At 41.3% G+C, this 21,058-nt stretch carries 11 protein-coding genes; 10 read left to right on the forward strand and 1 reads right to left on the reverse strand.

Annotation, left to right across the window (positions count from 1 at the left end):
• Positions 1-345: 345 nt before the first annotated feature.
• From T501_RS03070 to T501_RS21995, 8 genes are all read left to right on the forward strand, one after another.
• Entirely contained in the window at positions 346-1,983 is a 1,638-nt protein-coding gene (locus T501_RS03070; RefSeq protein ID WP_026510583.1) for an FxLYD domain-containing protein, read from the forward strand.
• Complete coding sequence (locus T501_RS19895) at positions 1,980-2,576, forward strand: VanZ family protein (protein WP_049945781.1); 597 nt, start codon at positions 1,980-1,982, stop codon at positions 2,574-2,576. The genes T501_RS03070 and T501_RS19895 overlap by 4 nt, the downstream gene beginning before the upstream one ends.
• A gap of 191 nt (positions 2,577-2,767) precedes the next feature.
• On the forward strand, positions 2,768-3,793 hold the full coding sequence (locus T501_RS19900) for an SH3 domain-containing protein (protein WP_049945780.1): 1,026 nt from the start codon (positions 2,768-2,770) through the stop codon (positions 3,791-3,793).
• 240 nt (positions 3,794-4,033) lie between these two features.
• Complete coding sequence (locus T501_RS03085) at positions 4,034-5,023, forward strand: LacI family DNA-binding transcriptional regulator (RefSeq protein WP_026510582.1); 990 nt, start codon at positions 4,034-4,036, stop codon at positions 5,021-5,023.
• Positions 5,024-5,365: 342 nt separating this feature from the next.
• Entirely contained in the window at positions 5,366-7,675 is a 2,310-nt protein-coding gene (locus T501_RS03090; protein WP_081843016.1) for a glycogen/starch/alpha-glucan phosphorylase, read from the forward strand.
• A 161-nt stretch (positions 7,676-7,836) separates the two neighbouring features.
• Entirely contained in the window at positions 7,837-9,015 is a 1,179-nt protein-coding gene (locus tag T501_RS03095; protein WP_044913183.1) for an acetyl-CoA C-acetyltransferase, read from the forward strand.
• Between the two features lie 90 nt (positions 9,016-9,105).
• Positions 9,106-9,726 carry a hypothetical protein gene (locus T501_RS21720; protein ID WP_050008099.1) on the forward strand — a complete coding sequence of 207 codons (621 nt, stop codon included), beginning with the start codon at positions 9,106-9,108 and terminating at the stop codon, positions 9,724-9,726.
• 480 nt (positions 9,727-10,206) lie between these two features.
• Positions 10,207-13,833 carry an endo-1,4-beta-xylanase gene (locus T501_RS21995; protein WP_050008100.1) on the forward strand — a complete coding sequence of 1,209 codons (3,627 nt, stop codon included), beginning with the start codon at positions 10,207-10,209 and terminating at the stop codon, positions 13,831-13,833.
• A 224-nt stretch (positions 13,834-14,057) separates the two neighbouring features.
• Here T501_RS21995 and T501_RS03115 read toward each other — a convergent pair whose 3' ends face one another.
• Positions 14,058-14,663: a TetR/AcrR family transcriptional regulator gene (locus T501_RS03115; protein ID WP_026510579.1), complete on the reverse strand. Its 606-nt coding sequence runs from the start codon at positions 14,661-14,663 to the stop codon at positions 14,058-14,060.
• A 163-nt stretch (positions 14,664-14,826) separates the two neighbouring features.
• On the opposite strand from T501_RS03115, the gene T501_RS03120 reads away from it, so the two are divergent.
• Together T501_RS03120 and T501_RS03125 are read left to right on the forward strand one after the other, a co-directional pair.
• Positions 14,827-16,947, forward strand: coding sequence for an efflux RND transporter permease subunit (locus tag T501_RS03120; protein WP_026510578.1), 2,121 nt, complete (start codon positions 14,827-14,829; stop codon positions 16,945-16,947).
• A gap of 34 nt (positions 16,948-16,981) precedes the next feature.
• Positions 16,982-20,779 carry a hypothetical protein gene (locus T501_RS03125; RefSeq protein WP_026510577.1) on the forward strand — a complete coding sequence of 1,266 codons (3,798 nt, stop codon included), beginning with the start codon at positions 16,982-16,984 and terminating at the stop codon, positions 20,777-20,779.
• Positions 20,780-21,058: the final 279 nt, after the last annotated feature.

Consider the following 21,058-nt stretch of genomic DNA (forward strand, 5'->3'; position numbering starts at 1 on the left):
GGATCAAAAGGACCTCGAAAGTGTATTTGCATAAATAAAACTGCCGGGTATTGCCACGATACCCGGCAGCTTTAGTCACGACAAATTTTCTTATGAGGGGGATGAGATAATCTTCTTTCAATTTACATCTTTATAATAGAGCTTAATTCGTAAGAAACAGTGACAGGTTTGTGTTTATTCTGTGAAATTTCGAAAAAGCAAAACCATTATTGAACACGTTGTGGATGTTTGTTACGATAATATTGAAATCATAAATGGTAGGGGCAAAACAATTATGATAAAAATGTTTGATCTGAGGAATTCACCGTAAGCGGTATCCATAGGTCGATAAATGAGGGGAGCATTATGAAGTACGCACTAACAACTTTTGCACTGATAGTAACGCTTTTAGGAGGCTTTATTTTCGGTGCTTATTATATGTATCGAAAGAATAATCCGGTTGACAAGCCGGTGGAGCAGGTAAATGAAGCGCCTACCCAGGAAGAGGCCATGGACAGCTCCAAGTACTTTGATAGTGAAGGCAATTGGATATTCAGATATAATGAGAATGAAAATTGGGACGGCGGCGATGGAAGTACTGTTTTAATAAGAGAGGATGCTGCCGAGAATATAGACTATCGTATAACAGGCACCAATTTTGTATACGAGGATGACGGGCTTTACTCAGGTTTTCATGCGGTTGTGACAATTGAAAATGTTGGTCAGAGCAATCTTTATCTGGGAAGAGATTCCGTATTTAATATAGAGGACAGAAATCTTGAAGTTGTGGATTCATATGATTTTGTAAGAGCTGTACCGGATGTTATTGCGCCCGGTGAAAAAGGATTTTTCTATGTGCCCTATGGACATATTAAAACAAGGGAAGACAGCGTAACTATTGAAGCGGATGAGCTTACAGGTGACACTCCAAATCCCGGAGAAGCCAGCAGCGCAGAGTCTTCATCAAATGGCGAGGATGTAAATGCCATAGATATAGATGAGCTGGAAAAGGCGCTCATGGAGGAGGGACTTACCACTTCAGCGCTCACCATTACCAAGGACGCAGAGGTAAGGATGTCTGCTGCAGAGGGTGCCGGAACATCTTCTATTAATGATAGTGATAAGAGCGGTGGAACAGAGCTTTTACCTGCAGATGATGAGAGCACATCATCTCCCAAGGGTAAAGCTAATGTCAAGGATAATGTACCCGTGGAAGATGTAAAGGAAGCATCTACTTCTGACAGCAGTTCTGATAAATCAGCCGATGAAAAGAACAGTAATTCAGATGCAGGAAAAAGCGGTGAGGATGATAAGAAAACTGACGCTGCTGACAAAGACAGCTCTTCAGATGATAAAGAGAATACATCCAAAACAGACAGCACTGATGATGCCGCAGCCGAAAAGTCCGATGATAAGGACAGTGAGAAGACTGATGCAGATGACAGTGAAAAAGCAGATGCAGCTTCTTCAGATGAAAAAACAGAGTCTGAAAGTGGTGCAGAAGGCAGTTCCCAGACAGAGGAAGATGCAGATAATTCTTCTGAAGAGGGAGAGTCTGAGGATTCTGCTGACGGCACAGATGAAGGAGCATCAGACAGTGCAACAGAAGGCACTTCAACAAAAAAGGCAGAGTATCCCGGCCTTTCGCTTTACAGAGTTAATGAATACTTTATAATGCCCGATCTTGATGTGAAAAAATGCATCGGAGATCCACGTAAGGATTTTGATATTGCCAATATTATGTATGGAAGCAATGCAAGCGGATATTTTACACTTTCTGCTGATGTGACCAACTCGTCAGATGAAAACGTGGATTATGTACCGGTGACGGTAATTGCACTTGACCGCAGAGGCAATGCTATTGCGGCCGGGGCTGACTCTATTACCGATTTTTACAAAGGAGCAAAGAAAAACTTTGGCGTAAGCTATATCCTTACCAGGGAACAGCGTTCAAATATTGTACAGTGTGTGATATATGCCAGGGAAGTTGTTAATAAAAAATGATACTTTTGGAAATAATTGGGGAGAATGAAGCACTCATAAGAAGAATTCTTTCCGATATACAGCGAATGACAAAATATACGCATGTAGGATTAGCAATTGCCCTTGTTTATGGGGCAATCTATTTGTTATATGCAATTATACATAAAATAATAAATAAAAAGAGGAGTCTGAGCCTTGGACATGCCACGGCAGTTTTTGCCCTTCTGATATATCTTACAGCTTTATTGTTTATAGTTTTCATGAGCAGAGAGCCGGGACAGTTTGACGGAGTAAATCTCCATCTGTGGTCCTCATGGGGGACTACTACATTAAGGAAAGCACTTTTTATTGAAAACATAATCATGTTTATTCCAATGGGAATGCTGCTTCCGGGAGCTTTCAGGATTTTCAGAAATCCTCTGATCTGTGTGATTACCTGTGCATTTTTATCATGCTTTATTGAAAATACGCAATTTTTTTTAAAGCTGGGATTTGCAGAGGTTGATGATATTGTAACAAATACTCTGGGAGGAGCTATAGGCTGGATAATTTGGGGAATTCTATGGGTACTCTACCTGATATTCCACAAGATTATAAGGAAGAATAAAAAATAAATGTTACAAAAACTTGACGAGATTGTAAAAAAGGAGTAATATCTCGAACTATGGGGAGCAAGAAGCTCCCTTATTTATCATATAGAAAGCATTCTTAATGATAAGTAATATTTGCATGATAAATGATGTTCAAGATAATCTGTAACCTTATAAACTTGTTTCTCCGTTTTTAATCAAGGAGTATTCTGAATATGAAAATGACAGGTAGCAGGAACACAAAAATTAAGAGTATAGCTCCGGTAAAGAGGATCATTCTCGCCGTATCACTTCTTTTGATAGCAGTGCTCATAGCTGAATATGCAGCTTTTCAGATGGATAGACATATGACATCCCTCGTAAAAGCAGAAAAGGTGGAAGTTACAGCTGATAAGCAGATGGCAGGAGCCAGAGAAATTGTTAATACCACAAAAGTGATAAATAACACATATAACTCTGACAGTAAAAAGGCTATCAATCTTACTGAAGAGAATTCCAGCGTAACAGAATATAAGATCACAGTCTTTGAGGATGAAAAGAATCTGTATACCACAGAGAAGGTTAATATAAGAAGCGGAGCAGGTAAAGATTTTGATAAGGTGGGGCAGATACAGAGAGATACTAAAGTCAAATGCCTCGGAAAAACTGATAATGGATGGTATCAGGTCATGATAGGAGATGAGGTCGGTTATGTGAACTGCGACTATCTTCAGGAAGCAGAACCCGGTACTGAATACATTTTTGCAGGAGATTCCCGCACGGTTCAGATGAGCCAGGCAGTTGATAAGGATGAAAATGAATGGATTGCCAAGGTTGGAGAGGGCTACAATTTCTTTTCTAACGAAGCTATTCCCCAGATAGATAAGAATGTCGGCGAGGGAAGCGTAATCATTATCAACTATGGTGTTAATGATTTATATAATGTAGAGAAATACATCGATCTTGTTAATGACAAGGTTGATTCCTGGATAGATTCCGGCGCAACTGTTTATTACGCAGCTGTAACACCTGTAAGCGATTATCCTACAATCACTAATGATGACATTGAGAGCTTTAATAAGGAACTTAAGGCAGGTCTTGATGACAGAATCGGATGGCTTGATGGTTATTCATACCTTCAGAATAATGGATTTTCAACAGGTGACGGACTTCACTATAACAGTGACACCTACAAATCACTCTACAAATATTACATGAATCAGGTTGCATCTGCTAAGATTGCTACATTTGATACTATTTAAAACAGAATAGGAATTTTCTCCTGTTTAAATGCAGGAAGTTCCATAAAAATATTAAAGAGACCCGAAAACTATTACCGATATGCAGTGTTTTTTATAACTATGAAAACTGTCAATTAAGGTTATTAGTGAATCAGGTCTCTTTTAATTTACTGATTTATCTGATAAACTAATTTTGTGAAAGTCGTAGTTCATGGGCTTTCATGATAAAATCTAAATTCAAATTAATTGTGAGGCATATCGATGGTATCAATCAGGGATGTGGCAAAGGAAGCAGGGGTTGCCATTTCAACAGTATCCAAGGTCTTAAATAATTACCCATATGTAAGTGAGTCAACTAAAAAGAAAGTGACAGAGGCGGTGGAACGCCTCAATTTTGTGCCTAATCAGGTTGCAGCAGCACTTTCATCAAAACGCTCCGGAAGGATTGCGCTTCTTCTTAAGCTTAACATGAAGACCCAGGCGATCGACGAGATAGACATGCAGTATATTTCAGGTGCACTTGGAATGGCAAGGGAGAAACAGCTTGATTGCATCACGGTATTCTACTCTGTTATAGAAAAAATGAATCTTGAAGAAATGACAAGATATTTTACTTCCCAGAGCATAAGCGGAATTGTTATCTTTGGTATGGACAATGATGACAAAGTCCTGCAAAAACTCATAGAATCACAGACCTTCAAAATTGTCGTCGTAGATAATCCCTATGTAAATGAAAATACATCAGCTATCGGTATTGACCACTACCAGGCACAGTATGACGTAGCCTGGAAGACTATTAGTGAAAACACCGGAAATAAGATCCTGTACATTGCCGGAATGAGAAACAGCTTTGTTACCGAGGAAAAAATCCGTGCCATGGAAGATTTATCCAAAAAGAAAAAGCTGAAGCTTTTTATAAGGAACGGAGATTTTTCCGAATTAAAAGCCAGAAATATAGCACTTCGCTATGCAAAAAATAAAGATATAGTAGTCTGCGGTTCAGATCTGATGGCAATTGGAGCCATGAAAGCCCTCATGGATATGGATATTTTCCGTCCTGTCTGTGGCTTCGATGGCATTATCCTGATGGGATATGTAGGAAAACAGATGAACACAGTAAAGCAGGATTTTGCCAATGTTTCTGCTGAGGCAGTATGTGAACTGAACAGACTCTTAAGCGGATCTACAGGCAGAAATGTACGCCTTCCCCACAAACTTGTCAGAATGAAATATGAAGATATCATCTGCTAAACATACAGTGCAAATATGAATTGTAAACGACATTAGGAATTGCCTGATGTCGTTTTTTGTTCATATAAAAAGAAGCAAGAATTAGTGACTTTTTGTGGGCAAAAGCGGAAATCGCCCGCAAAAATCCTGCCTTCGGCAGGACACGCCCCTCGCTTTGCGAGGACCTGGTCCAATACGATTCCCGTTTTTCTGAGGAAAAACAGGAATCTATAAATATTTAGCTATAAAATTTCCTCTTGCGGAAAACGTTTTCATGTGATATGATATTTTCAGTTCATGAGAAAACGTTTTCTGCGAAATGCAAAAAAACGGTATAGTCAATAATTTGAAAGGAAGGAATTAATGAGTCAGCACACTAATTTAGAGCAGGATGTTCTGGTAACAAATATGGAGGAAGCTCTTAGTGACATTTCCAAAGAAAAGTTTGGAAAAGACCTTAAGGACCTTAGTAATCAGGAGACCTATGTTGTTCTTCTTGAGTATTCCAGTCGTCTGATGAATTCAGCTCAAATTGATGGGGGAGAGAAGAAAGTATATTATATATCGATGGAGTTCCTTATTGGAAAGCTTCTGTCGAACAACCTTATAAACCTCAGGGTTTATGACAAAGTAAATGAGATTCTTAATAAGAATGGCAAGAATCTTGCAGAGATCGAGGAGTGCGAGCCGGAGCCTTCACTTGGTAACGGTGGCCTTGGCAGACTTGCAGCATGCTTCCTTGATTCTATCGCAACCTTAGGACTTGCAGGCGAGGGTATCGGTCTTAATTACCACTTCGGTCTTTTCAGACAGGTATTTAAGGATAACCTTCAGACAGCTGAGAAGGATGCATGGATTGAGAAGGAGTCATGGCTTGAGAAGACAGACACTACTTTCGAAGTAAACTTCGGTAAGAAGAAGGTTGTTTCAAGACTTTACAACATGAATGTTGTAGGTTATGACACAGGAGTTAACAAGCTTAGACTTTTCGATGTTGAGACAGTTGATGAGAGCCTTGTTAAAAAGGGAATTACATTTGATAAGAAAGCGATTGAGAAGAACCTTACACTTTTCCTCTATCCTGATGATTCAGATGAGGCAGGTAACCTTCTTAGAATTTACCAGGAGTATTTCCTTGTAAGCAATGCAGCTCAACTTATTCTGAGAGAGCAGAAGGAACGTCAGTATGACTTAAGAGAGCTCAATAAGCATGTTGTTATCCAGATCAATGATACCCATCCTACAATGATCATTCCTGAGCTTATCAGAATTCTTGTAGAAGATAAGGCATTCTCTATGGATGATGCCATCGATGTTGTATCAAAGACCTGCGCTTACACAAACCACACAATCCTTGCAGAGGCGCTTGAGACATGGCCACTTAAGTACCTTGAAAAGGTTGTACCTCAGCTTGTTCCGTATATCAAGGAGCTTGACAAGAGAATCCGTGCTAAGGTTAAGGATCCTGCAGTTCAGATAATCGATAAGGATAAGAAAGTTCATATGGCGTTTATTGATATTCACTATGGTTTCTCAGTAAACGGCGTTGCAGCTATTCATACAGATATTTTGAAGAACTCAGAGCTTAATGACTTTTACAAGCTTTATCCTGAAAAGTTCAACAACAAGACAAACGGCGTAACTTTCAGAAGATGGCTTATGTCATGTAACCATCCACTCACTGAATTCCTTTCAGAAACTATTGGTGATGGCTTCAAGAAGGATGCCAACAGACTTGAGGATCTCTTAAAGCATGAGAATGATCAGGCAGTGCTTGATAAGATCGCTGATATTAAGCATCAGAAGAAGGTAGAGCTTGCAGATTACCTTAAGAAGCACGAGGGTGTAGAAGTAGATACAGAGTCTATCTTTGACATTCAGGTTAAGAGACTTCACGAGTATAAGCGTCAGCAGATGAACGCTCTTTACATCATCCATAAGTACCTGGAGATCAAGGGTGGTAAAAAGCCTGTTCGTCCGATTACATTTATCTTCGGAGCAAAGGCAGCACCTGCATACGTTATTGCACAGGATATCATACACTTACTTCTTTGCCTGCAGGAGATCGTTAATAATGATCCCGATGTATCACCTTACATGAAGGTTATCATGGTAGAGAACTACAATGTTAGTTATGCTGAGAAGCTTATCCCTGCATGTGATGTTTCAGAGCAGATTTCACTTGCATCCAAGGAAGCTTCAGGTACAAGTAACATGAAGTTCATGCTAAACGGTGCAATTACACTTGGTACAGACGACGGTGCAAACGTTGAGATTCACGACCTTGTTGGTGATGACAACATTTACATTTTCGGTATCAGCGCTGATGAGGTTATTACTCATTACAAGAAGGCTGATTATGTTTCAAAAGATTATTACAAAAAGAGCAAGGTTATCAAGGAAGCTGTAGATTTCATCACTTCCAAGCAGTGCCTTGCAGTAGGACACAAGGAAAATCTTAAGCGTCTCCAGGACGAGCTTCTTAACAAGGACTGGTTCATGACTCTTATTGACCTTGAGGACTACATCAGAGAGAAGGATCTTATTTTCGCTGATTACGAGAATCGTGATAAGTGGAAGAAGATGATGCTTACTAACATAGCTAAGGCCGGCTTCTTCTCATCTGACAGAACTATTGAAGAGTACAACAGAGATATCTGGAAGCTCAACTAAAATTATTATGAATCTTTTATTGGAGGCTGTCGCACTAATTAGTGCGGCGGCCTTTTTGACATATGATTTTTTCATAAGGATAAAGCTTATTGAGGGTGAGCTTTCTCTTTGGTAAAATATTCTTAAATAAAATTTACAATTTTAAGGAGGAATAAAAAAGCATGGCACGTAAAGTAGTTTTAGCAGGAGCTTGCAGAACAGCAATTGGTGTTATGGGAGGTGCCCTTAAGGACATCTCAGCTCCGGATCTTGGAACAATAGTTATTAAGGAAGCATTAAAGCGCTCTGGTGTAAAACCCGAGCAGGTTGACGAAGTATATATGGGGTGCGTAATTCAGGCAGGTACCGGTCAGAATGTAGCACGTCAGGCAGCAGTTAACGCCGGAATACCGGTTGAGGTTCCGGCTACCACTATTAATGTTCTTTGCGGATCAGGTCTTCATTGTGTAAACCTTGCAGCAAAGCTTATTTCAATGGGAGATGCTGATATCATAGTTGCAGGCGGTACTGAGAATATGTCCCGTGCGCCCTATGCTCTTCAGAATGCAAGATTTGGTTATAGAATGAACAACGGCGAACTTATCGATACTATGATAAAAGATGCTCTTACAGATGCTTTTGGCGGATTCCATATGGGAATTACAGCTGAGAATATCTGTGAGCAGTGGGGACTCACAAGGGATGAGCTTGATGAGTTTGCTGCAAACAGCCAGCAGAAGTGCGAGAGAGCACAGGCAAATGGCGTGTTTGACGAGGAGATAGTTCCTGTTGAAATTACTACTAAAAAAGGAACAGTTATTTTTAACAAGGATGAAGGCCCCAGAGCAGGCGTAACAAAGGAGAGTATTTCAAAACTTCGTCCTGCATTTAAGAAGGACGGTATGGTAACAGCCGCAAACTCTTCAGGAATCAATGACGGTGCTGCAGCTATCGTAGTCATGAGTGAAGAGAAGGCTAAGGAACTTGGCATTAAGCCTATGGCTACCTGGATTGCCGGTGAGCTTGCAGGTGTTGAGCCCAGAATCATGGGTATCGGTCCCGTTGCAGCTACCAAGAAGACAATGGCTAAGGCTGGATACCAGATTTCAGACTTCGATCTTATTGAGGCAAATGAAGCTTTTGCAGCTCAGTCTGTAGCAGTTGGCAAGGACCTTGGATTCGACCTTAGCAAGCTCAATGTAAACGGTGGAGCAATTGCACTTGGACACCCTGTTGGATGCTCAGGATGTCGTATTCTTGTTACCCTTCTATATGAGATGCAGAGACGAGATGCCAAGAAAGGACTTGCAACACTCTGTGTAGGTGGCGGAATGGGTGCCGCTGCTATCGTAGAAAGGTAAAACACTTAGCGAGGTATTAACGAACCTAGTGGAGCTTGCACTATTGAACGAAGAGAAATAGAACTACCTTATGAAACTTAGCGAGGTATTATGAACGTTAATCTTGGAAGAGGCTTTGGTCCCTTTGATTTTGATGAAAACGGCAAAATGTATTCCATTTTTCCGGAAGATCTTCCTTATGTTGATGATGATTTTGATGGTGATGGTGCAGATTTTACCGTGTATGTGGACGCTGAACTTGTTGAAACTGTCTGCAATGCAGGGCTTGATTTTGATGACTTCTTGAGAGCAGATGAGGATGAGAGGCGTGCAATGCTTGAAGATGCCGGCATAGATCCTAATGATTTTGAACTCGACTTTGATAAAGATGTCAGGGATCGTCTGGAGGCTGAAGGATACTATAATCAGGAATATGAATATGATGATCTGGATGACTACGATGACGAGTATGATTATGAAGAAGACGATTCAGATGATGATTCGGACGAAGATGAAGAAGATGATGAGTTCGAAGATGAAGACTTCGACGATGAGGATTATGATGATGATTCGGACGAAGACTTTGATGATGATGACGACTTTGACGAAGACGAAGATGATGAAGATGATGACTTCGGCGAAGACGGGGAGGATTTTGATGATGGCTATGGCGGCAGAAACGGAGGGACTGACGGTTCAGGGGATGCGTTTTTTGGGAATTTAAATCATTAGTGTTTTTCTCAATTACATTGTTTAAATGAAATTGGGTTATTATGCATGAAAAGGGGTTGTGAAGAATGATTTTATTTTTCACAACTTCTTTTTTGCATGGGAATGTATCATTGACTACTAAGTTTTGACATTCTAATATATATCATAGAGTCCGGCGCCCGCAAAACACTACCGCAAAAAGCAAAAACCGCAAAAGCGTTAGATACCACCGAGCTCTATGCCTGTATTATGGTAAAAATGCCCATAAATATACATGCATCTTCAATAATAAATGCAAATCTGCACATACTGATCCCAAGAGAAATAATAGAAATAACAAAACTGCATAAAAATAATAAATAAAGTCCGCAATAATTAGTTAAATTGATGCAATATTTGATAAGTGCTTAACCCCTTTTTGTTGCTAGAATGGTTTAACACTAGTAAACATGCTACCTGCAACGGCATGTGGAGGAGAAAAGAAAAAAGAAAGGGGAAGGAATGAAGAAAAATTTAACAATGTTAATGTCTCTTATGATGGCTGCAGGGCTGATCATAGGAAACGGCACAAGTTCGCTGGCTGCCGACGTGGTGAATGGTTCTTATGTTAAGGGGGACAATGAGAACAATCCTGTAGTTTCACAGAACTACGGCGCAGATCCCGGGGTGTTGGTCTATGATGACACAGTGTACATCTACGCTACCAACGATTCTCAGGAACTGGCAGGCAATAACGAGAACACCTATGGGAAGATTGACACCTTAAACTGTTATTCTTCCAAAGATCTGGTTAACTGGACAGATTATGGTAGTTTCAAAATTGCCGGAGGAAGCGGAGCTGCAAAATGGGCAAAGAATTCCTGGGCACCATGTATTGCAACTAAGAAGATAAATGGTAAGGACAAGTTCTTCTTATACTTTGCAAATAATGGAAGCGGAATCGGTGTACTTACAGCTGACAGTCCTACAGGTCCCTGGAAGGACCCTATAGGAAAAGCATTGATTACCGGAGCAACACCCGGTTGTAGCGGAGTTACATGGATGTTCGACCCTGCTGTACTTGTGGATTCTGACGGCACAGGATATCTGTATTTTGGTGGTGGAATACCGAACAATCAGTTCGAGCATCCAAAGACAGCAAGAGTAATTAAGCTTGGCGCAGATATGACCAGTGTGTCAGGCTCTGCTTCCACAATTGATGCACCATACCTATTTGAAGATTCAGGAATCAACAAGATTGGGAATAAATATTACTATTCATACTGCTCAAACTGGAACTGCAAGAATGGCTTTAACAATGCAGCTATTGAGTATATGACAAGTAACAGCCCCATGGGACCTTTTTCCTATCAGGGCGAAGTTATGAAAAATCCCGGAGTGTTCTTTAATGGCTCTACAGGTAATAACCATCACGCTATATTTGAGTTTGGCGGCAATTACTACATGGCTTATCATACAAGATCCGTTGAGTCAAAGCTTATAGGTAAGAGTCTTGGCTATAGAACAACCCAGATCGATAAGCTCAGCGTATCAAATGGTAGGATCAATCCACTTACACCTACGATGGCAGGTCCCACTCAGACCTCTTATGTTGATCCTTATTCTGTTGTGCAGGCTGAGACATTATTTACTCAGAGCGGAATAGGTGTATCAGGTAATGGCGACGGTGTGGCATGGGTTGACCATGTGGACAGCGGTGATTATACCAAGGTTAAGGGAGTGAACTTCTCAAAAGGACTTGGTTCCATAACAGTCAGTGTCAACAGCAGGGACGCAGGCACGATTGAAGTAAGAGAAGGCAATCCTAAGGGCAATCTCCTTGGAACAATCAAGCTCGCAAATACAAATAATAAAAATACTGAGTTTACAGGTTCAATGAAAAATGTCACAGGTGTTAAGAACCTTTGCTTTGTATTAAATGGAAGTTTTGAATTCGATTACTGGAAAGCTGCTGCACAGGGAGAGACAGCAGGCGGACAAGGCCAGGGTCAGTCTCAGGGTGGTAACCAGCAGGGCAATCAGGGTGGCGGACAGGCACTCAATCCTTCAGACCTGACACTCCTTAACACCTATGGCCAGCAATATGGTTACTCAGGCACCTGCATTAATTTGTATCAGCTTAGAGATGCCAATACTCTTGATCTTATCAAGAAGAATTACAACAGTATCACACTTGAAAATGAGATGAAGCCCGATGCACTTCTTGGAGGCTCAGCAAGACTCATCTCAGTAAGCGATGCTAAGAACAGAGGATACTATATTCCTGATAATTACAAAGAACAGTATGTTCCTCAGATCAACTTCAATACAGTTGATGAAGTTATGAAAATCTGCTACAACAACGGCCTTAGAATGAGAGCCCATACACTTGTATGGCATTCACAGACTCCTTCATGGTTCTTCAGAAACGGCTATGCAGGAAATGGCGGATTTGTAAACAGTGATACAATGGATGCCCGTCTTGAGATGTATGTAAAGACAGTAATGAACCACGTATATCTTAGTGAGTACGGCAGCGTAGTATATGCATGGGATATTGCAAATGAAGTTATGCATGCCAATAACTCTGGCTGGGAAGCAGTTTACGGCAACAACAGAACCAATGCTTCTTATGTAAAAAAAGCTTTCACTTATGCATATCAGACACTTGATTACTTTAAGTTAACTGATTCCGTAAGTCTTTTCTATAATGATTACAACACTTACATGGAAGTTAACAACATTATCAAGCTTGTGAACTACATTAACTCTGACAGAAAAATGTGCTCCGGTGTTGGAATGCAGTCACACCTTGGAACTAACTATCCTTCTGTTGATTATTACACACAGGCTCTTAAGTCCTTCTTAAATGCAGGATTCGAAGTACAGATCACTGAGATGGATATCACCAACAAGAACGATCAGGATCTTGCAAACTATGCTTACAATCTGTATAAGAACATAAATGCACTCAAGAAGAATGGCGGAAAGATTACAAGTATTACCTGGTGGGGACTTTCTGATCAGGTTACCTGGATTGACAATGCAAAGCCGCTTCTTTTCAGCACACCTACTACCAGGAAGCCTGCTTTTGATAAAGTAATTCAGGCATATACCGAGACATTCGGAACACCTACAACAGGATATACACCGGCTCCTTTGCCGACACCTCAGCCTTCAGGTGATCCTCAGAATGATGATCCTGCAGCTGAAGATCCTCAGAATGATGAACCTCAAAATCCTGCAGATACACATGATGGAACATACATTGAAAATGGCTGGTATTATCTTAAGAATACACTTTCACAAAAGTATCTTACTGTTGAAGGCAATACCGCTGATGGTTGGGTGAATGTACTTATAAGTACAGGAACCGGAGTTGACGGGCAGAAGTGGTATGTAACCAACACTGATGACGGTTATATCACACTTACAAGTAAGCTCGGAAATGTGATGCTTGATGTGGCAAACGGTGAAGACGAAGATGGCGCAAACATCGGAATCTATCAGGGCTATGGTGGAGATGCTCAGAAGTTTATAGTTAGGAAAACAGATAATGATGGCATTTACACAATAGCTACCAAGGCTTCAAACGGAACAAAGAATCTGGATGTATATGAGCACAAGACTACTGATGGAACAAATGTATGTCAGTGGACATATTATGGCAATCCTAATCAGCAGTGGCAGTTTGAGAAGACTGGCGATGATGAGAATCAGGGAAATAACGCAGGTCAGGGCAATTCAGAAAATCAGAATCCTGAGCCTGAGAATCCTGCTCCCGAGCCGGTAAATCCCGAACCTGCTGATCCTGAATCTGAACCGGCTCCGGAAGATCCTCAGCCGCAGATACCTTCAACAGATGGACTTGCTCTTGATTACAGCATTAACAGCTGGGGAAGTGGCTATCAGGTTAGCTTCAAGGTATCCAATAACACAGGCGCTGATGTTAATGCCTGGACACTTAAACTTAGTAAGAGTGATATTACAATCGGTTCAAGCTGGAATATAAATGTGACAGAAGATGGTGATTATTACGTTATAACACCTGTTGACTGGAACGCTTATATATCTAATGGACAGAGTATTGAGTTTGGTGTTCTTGGTGATGGAACAATCGGAAATACAATAGGATATTCGTTTAACTAATTAAATGAGCTTTATAAAGGCTGTGTACTGTAATGATTTTTATACGGGCACAGCCTTTTGCCTTATCATTAAAATATTTAATTCATAAAAAGTGCTTGCATTATTTTAAAAGATATATTAAGATAGCTTTGTTAGCAAATGCTAACATATGACATATAAATAGTCATAAGAAATCTCCTACCTGAAAACCCCCACGTCTTGCCAACGCGGGGGTTCATTTAATGCTATTTTAATTCATATTCACGCATGATGCCGCGCACGGCATATTCAAGTTCGGGTAAAAGATCTTCGAGAGGCTGAGGCTGTTTGTAGATTATGGAGCTATAACCTGCGGAACTGACCATCTCGACGATAATAAACATCATGAGTTCGGGATTCCTGTATTTAACTTCTGATTCCTTGAACATCTCTGTGATAATCCCAAGGAAATCCCGCTCAGAATCATCAGGAGTATTATTGGTCATGGCTTCCTTAAACAGAGCCCAGCTAAGATCCTTATAAATAAGAGAAAGAAGCATGTGGTTGTTTGATAACTCAAGAAGTATATGTTTCATCATAAAGATTATCTTATCTTCAACAGTTGTCAGGTTTTCGTTTAGCAGCTGCTCGTAGGCTATTCCAAAAAGCTGATTGGATTTTCGGGCAATCAAACGATTCCTTATATCATATTTATCTTTGAAATACAGATAGAAGGTTCCCTTTGCAACGCCTGCTTTCTTTACAATATCAGAAATAGAAGTCTGATTAATTCCTTTAGAAGTAAATAACTCAAAGGAGGTGTTTAGTAAAGAATCAAATTTCAATTTTTTATTTTCGTCCCATTTTCCCATATCTACATCCTACCATAAAGAGAAGTAATTCACCTATAAAAAACAAATTTAAATATTGACCATCGGTCATTTTTGGAGTATAACATAAAATATAAAAAATGACCAGCGGTCATAAACGATTTTGCAAAGGTCATGAAAAAATATTTTTTGCGAGGGAAATGTTATGAAGTTTTTGTCAAAGGCAATAGTAAAATCAAGATTCATAATACTGATTGCCAGCATCGCACTGATGATTCCGTGCCTTGCGGGAATGGCAGCTACGAGAGTCAATTATGATATTCTTTCATATCTGCCCGGCGAAATTGAGACCATGAAAGGGCAGGACATCCTCATGGATCAGTTCGGAACCGGAGCGTATTCGCTTTTCGTAGTAGAGGGGATGGCTGACAAGGATATAGCCGCCCTGAAATCAGATATAGAAAAAGTGGAACATGTTAAGAAGGTTCTGTGGTATGACTCCTTCATGGATTACACGATTCCGAAGGAGATGCTTCCTGATAAACTTACGGAGGCTCTTGGAACCGGTGATGCGCAGATGATGTTCATCATTTTTGATGACACCACATCCGGTGACGGAACCATGGATGCAATCACTAATATAAGGAAGATAGCAAATGAGAAATGCTTCCTTTCAGGTATGGCAGCCATCGTTCTTGATACCAAGAACCTGACTGAGAAGGAGACACCGATATATGTTGGTATGGCAGTCCTTTTGGCAGTAATTGTTCTGTCACTTACAATGGATTCATATTTAATACCTTTCTTCTTTCTGGCGAGCATAGGAATTGCTATAATGTTTAATATGGGAACGAATATTTTCCTTGGTGAGATATCTTTCCTTACGAAATCTCTCAGCGCAGTTCTTCAGCTGGGTGTAACTTTGGATTATTCAATATTCCTGTGGCACAGTTATCAGGAAGAAATTGAAAAAGGCACTGACGATAAGAAGGAAGCAATGGCAAATGCCATATGTGCTACTTTCCAGTCAGTCATCGGATCTTCAATCACCACAATAGCCGGTTTCGTAGCTCTTTGTTTTATGAGCTTCACAATCGGTCTTGATCTTGGAATTGTCATGGCAAAGGGCGTTATTTTCGGCGTTATAGCCTGTGTAACAGTTCTTCCTTCCATGATTCTTATAGCAGATAAGATTATTGTAAAAACAAAGCATAAGCCTGTTGTACAGGAGTTTACAAAGATCCCGAGATGGATTTCCAGACACGCTATAGTGTTCGGAGTCATTTTCCTGTGTCTGCTACCTCCGGCTCTTTGGGGATATAAACATGCAGTTGTTTATTATGATCTGTCTGAGACATTGCCGGATAAGCTTCCCAGCAGACAGGCCATGATAGAACTTGAAAAGAATTTTGAGACAAACACAACCTACATGATTCTTGCTGATGCTAATCTTGATTCGGCAACGATGCAGGGAATGGTAAAGGAACTAAAGAGCGTAGACGGAGTTGATGCGGTACTTGGCCTTGATGCTTTGGTAGGCCCCAGTCTTCCAAGGGATATGATTCCTTCTGAGCTTAGAGATGAGCTTTCAAGCGATCAGTACCAGATGCTTATGCTCACAAGTGAATATAAGACAGCTTCTGATGAAGTAAATACACAGATAGACAGAGTTAATTCAATAGTAAAAAAATACAGCCCTTCAGCAATGGTAGTTGGTGAAGCACCCTGTACAAAGGATCTTATCACGATAACAGATAAGGACTTTAAGACCGTAAGCGTTGTTTCAATCGGATGTGTTTTCCTTATAATAGCACTGGTAATGAAGTCAATCTCCCTGCCGTTTATACTTGTGGCAGTAATTGAGTTTGCGATTTTCATAAATATGGGAATCCCGGGATTTACCGGAACCGTAATACCATTTATATCTTCGGTCGTAATCGGAACAATTCAGCTCGGTGCAACTGTTGACTATGCAATCCTTATGACAACACGTTATTGCAAGGAGAGAAAAGACGGACAGAGCAAAAAGCAGGCAACACGAATAGCACTTTCGACAAGCATGAAATCAATAATAGTAAGTGCACTTAGCTTCTTTGCTGCAACCTTCGGCGTAGGACTGGTTTCCAGCGTTGATATGATCGGATCTCTTTGCTTTCTGATGGCAAGAGGTGCACTTATCAGCATGGTAGTTGTTATTTTTGTACTTCCTTCCATGTACATGATTTTCGACGGACTGATCATCAGGACAACATGGGGAATGCTTAACTGTATCAAAATGGATAAGGAGAGAAAAATAAGTAAGACTCCGGAAATTAAACATGCCTGATTAGGAAAAGTTTTTTAGGAAAAGAGGATTAGTTATGTATAAGAAGAATTTACTTAAAGCTACATCAGTATTTACTGCATTCGCACTTGCCTTTTCTACAATGACAGGCTGCGGACTTGGAAAAAATAAAGACAACTCAGAAGAAACTGCTCAGGTTCAGGATGTTTCTGAGGAAACTCCTGAGGAGGAAGAGCTTGTCGATACCATGACCAAGACAGCTTTTACCGGAAAAAAGGAAAATGCTGAGAGCGGAAAAGAAGAAACTGTTTATGTAATGACTGATGCGGACGGCAAGGTTGATGAGGTTGTTGTAAGCAACTGGCTGAAAAACGCTACAGGAGATAAACAGCTTACAGATAAAACAAATCTTAAAGATATTGTCAATGTAAAAGGAACTGAATCTTTTAAAGACAATGGCGATGGAACAGTAACCTGGGATGCCGAGGGTGCAGATATTTATTATCAGGGAACTCCTACAGAGGATGTGCCTATTGGTGTGAAGGTCACCTATGAACTCGATGGAAAGCAGATGAAGGCTGAAGATATTGCAGGAAAAAGCGGAAGCGTTAAGATCCGTTTTGATTACACAAACAGTCTTACAAAGGAAGTTGAGATAGACGGTGAAAAGGAAAACATTGATGTGCCGTTCACAATGATTTCCGGAACCATGCTGGATAATGAAAAATTCGCTAACGTAAAGGTATCAAACGGTAAAGTAATATCAGATGCAAACAACTATGTTGTTGTTGGCGTCGCAATGCCCGGACTTAAGGATTCTCTTAAGATAGATGATGAGAAGCTTAAGGAAAACGATATTGACGAAGATGAAGTGGATATTCCTGATTATGTTGAAATCACCGCAGATGTTCAGGATTTCGAGCTTCCGATGACAGTGTCAATGGCAAGTGCAAATGTAGTGGCTGACCTTGGCCTTGATAAAATTTACAACTCAGATAAGATCGATGACTTAAATGATGATATGGACGAGCTTTCAGATGCATCAACAAAGCTTCGTGACGGTTCAGGTGAGCTGGCAGACGGAACAGATAAACTTGTGGATGGAACAAACGAGCTCTATGATGGAACAGTAGATCTTAAGGACGGAACAAAAGAGCTTAAGGATGGCACAGGAGATCTTGTCAAAGGAACAGGAGAGCTTAAGGATGGCACTTCTCAGCTTAAGGATGGAGCTTCCCAGTTAAAGGATGGTACTTCTGAACTTGCAAAGGGAACCGGTGATCTTAAGGATGGTACAGGAAAACTTAAGACAGGTGCAGGCGATCTTAAGAATGGAACCAAGGAACTTGCAAAGGGAACTTCAGACTTAAAGCGCGGTACAGGAGACCTCAAGAAAGGAGCCGGAGACCTTAAAACAGGAACCGGAGAGCTCAAGGATGGTACAGGAAAACTTAAGACAGGTGCAAGTGATCTGGCAGATGGAACAGCTACCCTTTCAGACGGAGCTACAACTCTCAGCACAGGCATAGGAACTTATACCAATGGCGTAGAACAGCTTTATGGTGGTGCAAACAGTTTAAATACCGGAGCAGGACAACTGGTGAATGGTGCAGGGACTTTATCAAGTGGCATAACCCAGGCAAAAGACGGCGGTAAGGCACTTATGGAAGGCTCCGCGCAGGTAAGCCAGGGACTTTCACAGCTTTCAGAGGAACTTGGAATAAAGAAGAGTAGCGTTGATGCGGCGGTTGCAGCTTTTGCCAATCAGTTCGGATTTGCTCTTCAGAGTAATGCAGCTCTTAACGTAGAAGCACTTAATGCTTCTAACACAAGTTCAGCTGATGCATCTGCTCTTGTTGATGAGATAACGGGTAAGATTCTTGATTTATATGCTGACAGCATCGCTGCTGAGGTAAAGAGAGCAGATGAGGCAGAGAAGAGAGCAGAGGAAGCAGAAAAGAAAGTAGATGAAGCCGAGGCAAAGGCTGATGCAGCTGAGAAGAAGGCTGATGAATATTCAAAAGCACTCCGGGATGTAAATGGACAGAGTACAGATGGATCTGCGCAGAATAATAACGATGGCACAGTACCTGCAAACGATTCAGCACAGGGTAATAACGATGGTGCAGCACCTGCAGATGAATCAGCACAGGGTAATAACGATGGTGCAGCACCTGCAGATGAATCAGCACAGAATAATAACGATGGTTCTGTACCGGCAAACGAATCTGATCAGGATGCTAATGAAAATGCAGCACCTTCCGGGAACAATGCAGAGCCTGCAGCATCAGGCGAAAACAGTAATGCTGCATCTGAAGCTTCTGCAGCAAATAGTGAGAGCACAGCTCCTGTAGACAATACTGAAACTGCTTCAAATGTGCAAACTGCAGGAAATACTGAAGCTGCAACCGCTCAGGATACATCAGACAATAATGATGCAGCTCAGAGCAGTGAAAACAGTCAGCCTGTAGAATCTGTTCAGGATTCACAGGAGAATGTAGCAGAAGAGACTGGTGAAGCCGGAAATGATGGCGTCGTAGCAACTCAGACAAGTGAAGAGAATGCTGAAGCTGTAACCTTAAATGCTGAGGTTGGAGATGTTGAGCAATACTCTGATGATGAGGAGATGGCAGTTATTGCAGCAATTACAGGAAAATCAGTAGACGAATGGAAGGCAATAAAGGCAACTGCTCAGCAGGCGCTCTATGCGACAACAGGAGATGGACAGAAGGCTGCATTTGAGCAGTATACTAAGGCATGGGGAAGAGCAGTCCAGGGATACATGAGTGAAGGTGATACGGCAGCAGCTCAAGCAGCCCAGACCACTGATCCCCAGCAAAGGGAAGCAAAGAGATATGAAGCAATTCAGAAGTATCAGGCAGCTCTGGGAGAAATAGTTAATAATGTTCAGAAGCCCACTCAGTCAGGAACAACAGCTATTGCTACAATAAATGCAACTTATCAGTCACTTGTACAGACACAGAGTACATTAAATGAGTTATACGGTTCAGAAACAAATCCCGGGCCAATCCTTCAGCTCGATCAGGGTGCAGCACAGGTTGCCCAAGGTGCAAACCAGCTTTATAACAACGGACTGATAAAGCTTGATGAAGGTGGAAAGAGCCTGTCAACAGGTCTTGGACAGCTGAAGCTTGGAGCAGCTCAGCTCGCTGATGGTGCAAAGCAGCTTAATGATAACAGCAAAGCATTAAAAGATGGCGGAACACAGCTGGCAGCAGGCGCTAAGCAGTTAAAGGATGGCGCTACACAGTTAAAGACAGGTGCAGCTCAGCTTGATGACGGAGCAGGAAAGCTTGATACCGGTGTTGGCTCACTCAAAGACGGAGCAGGAAAGCTCGACGATGGAGCAGGAAAGCTTAATGACGGCGCCGGAAAACTTGATGATGGTGTGAAGGAACTCAAGGATGGCATAGGTCAGCTCGATGATGGAGCAGGAAAGCTCAATGATGGAGCAGGAAAGCTCAATGATGGAGTCGGCACACTCTATGATGGAACTGTTAAGCTTGATGATGGTGTAGCAGAGCTTAAGGATGGCGCTGTAAAACTTGATGATGGCGCAGGTCAGCTTGATGATGGTGCTGGAAAACTCAAAGACGGCGTAGCAGAGCTTAAGGATGGCGCAGTAGAACTTAAAGACGGCGCAAGAAAACTTGCAGACGGTATGGTTGAGTTCGATGAAGACGGTATCCAGAAGCTTACAAGCACTGTAGATGAAGATCTTCTCTCAGTGACAGACAGACTTAAAGCTATTGATGAAGCTTCTCAGAGCTATACCTCATTCTCAGGAGCAAACGAAGATGAACCCAGCTCAGTACAGTTCATTATCAGAACAGCCCCTGTAAAGGCAGACTAAAGATAGTTTTACAATAAATGAACCAGTGTACAAGTAAACATGCCTGAAACTTCTACCGCAAATGAAAAAACAGTAAATGCGGTAGAATATCAAGCAGGAATATGTGATGCACCGGTTTGGTAAGAATTACAAGCGATACAATATTTATATTTGTATGACTTCTTGAACGCAAAAAGGTAAAAGTGTTCAAGAATCCTGCGTTCCGCAGGACACGCCCCTCGCTTTGCGAGGGCCTGGTCCAGTACGATTATTGAATTTCTGAGGAAATTCAATAATCTA

It is taken from the genome of Butyrivibrio sp. WCE2006 (assembly GCF_000701985.1).
Lineage (GTDB): Bacteria > Bacillota > Clostridia > Lachnospirales > Lachnospiraceae > Butyrivibrio.

What these genes read in the sequence shown, in the direction of transcription:
- T501_RS03070 (WP_026510583.1), top strand. Translation starts at nt 346, where the DNA reads ATGAAGTACGCACTAACAACTTTTGCACTGATAGTAACGCTTTTAGGA.
- T501_RS19895 (WP_049945781.1), top strand. Translation starts at nt 1,980, where the DNA reads ATGATACTTTTGGAAATAATTGGGGAGAATGAAGCACTCATAAGAAGA.
- T501_RS19900 (WP_049945780.1), top strand. Translation starts at nt 2,768, where the DNA reads ATGAAAATGACAGGTAGCAGGAACACAAAAATTAAGAGTATAGCTCCG.
- T501_RS03085 (WP_026510582.1), top strand. Translation starts at nt 4,034, where the DNA reads ATGGTATCAATCAGGGATGTGGCAAAGGAAGCAGGGGTTGCCATTTCA.
- T501_RS03090 (WP_081843016.1), top strand. Translation starts at nt 5,366, where the DNA reads ATGAGTCAGCACACTAATTTAGAGCAGGATGTTCTGGTAACAAATATG.
- T501_RS03095 (WP_044913183.1), top strand. Translation starts at nt 7,837, where the DNA reads ATGGCACGTAAAGTAGTTTTAGCAGGAGCTTGCAGAACAGCAATTGGT.
- T501_RS21720 (WP_050008099.1), top strand. Translation starts at nt 9,106, where the DNA reads ATGAACGTTAATCTTGGAAGAGGCTTTGGTCCCTTTGATTTTGATGAA.
- T501_RS21995 (WP_050008100.1), top strand. Translation starts at nt 10,207, where the DNA reads ATGAAGAAAAATTTAACAATGTTAATGTCTCTTATGATGGCTGCAGGG.
- T501_RS03115 (WP_026510579.1), bottom strand. Translation starts at nt 14,663, where the DNA reads ATGGGAAAATGGGACGAAAATAAAAAATTGAAATTTGATTCTTTACTA.
- T501_RS03120 (WP_026510578.1), top strand. Translation starts at nt 14,827, where the DNA reads ATGAAGTTTTTGTCAAAGGCAATAGTAAAATCAAGATTCATAATACTG.
- T501_RS03125 (WP_026510577.1), top strand. Translation starts at nt 16,982, where the DNA reads ATGTATAAGAAGAATTTACTTAAAGCTACATCAGTATTTACTGCATTC.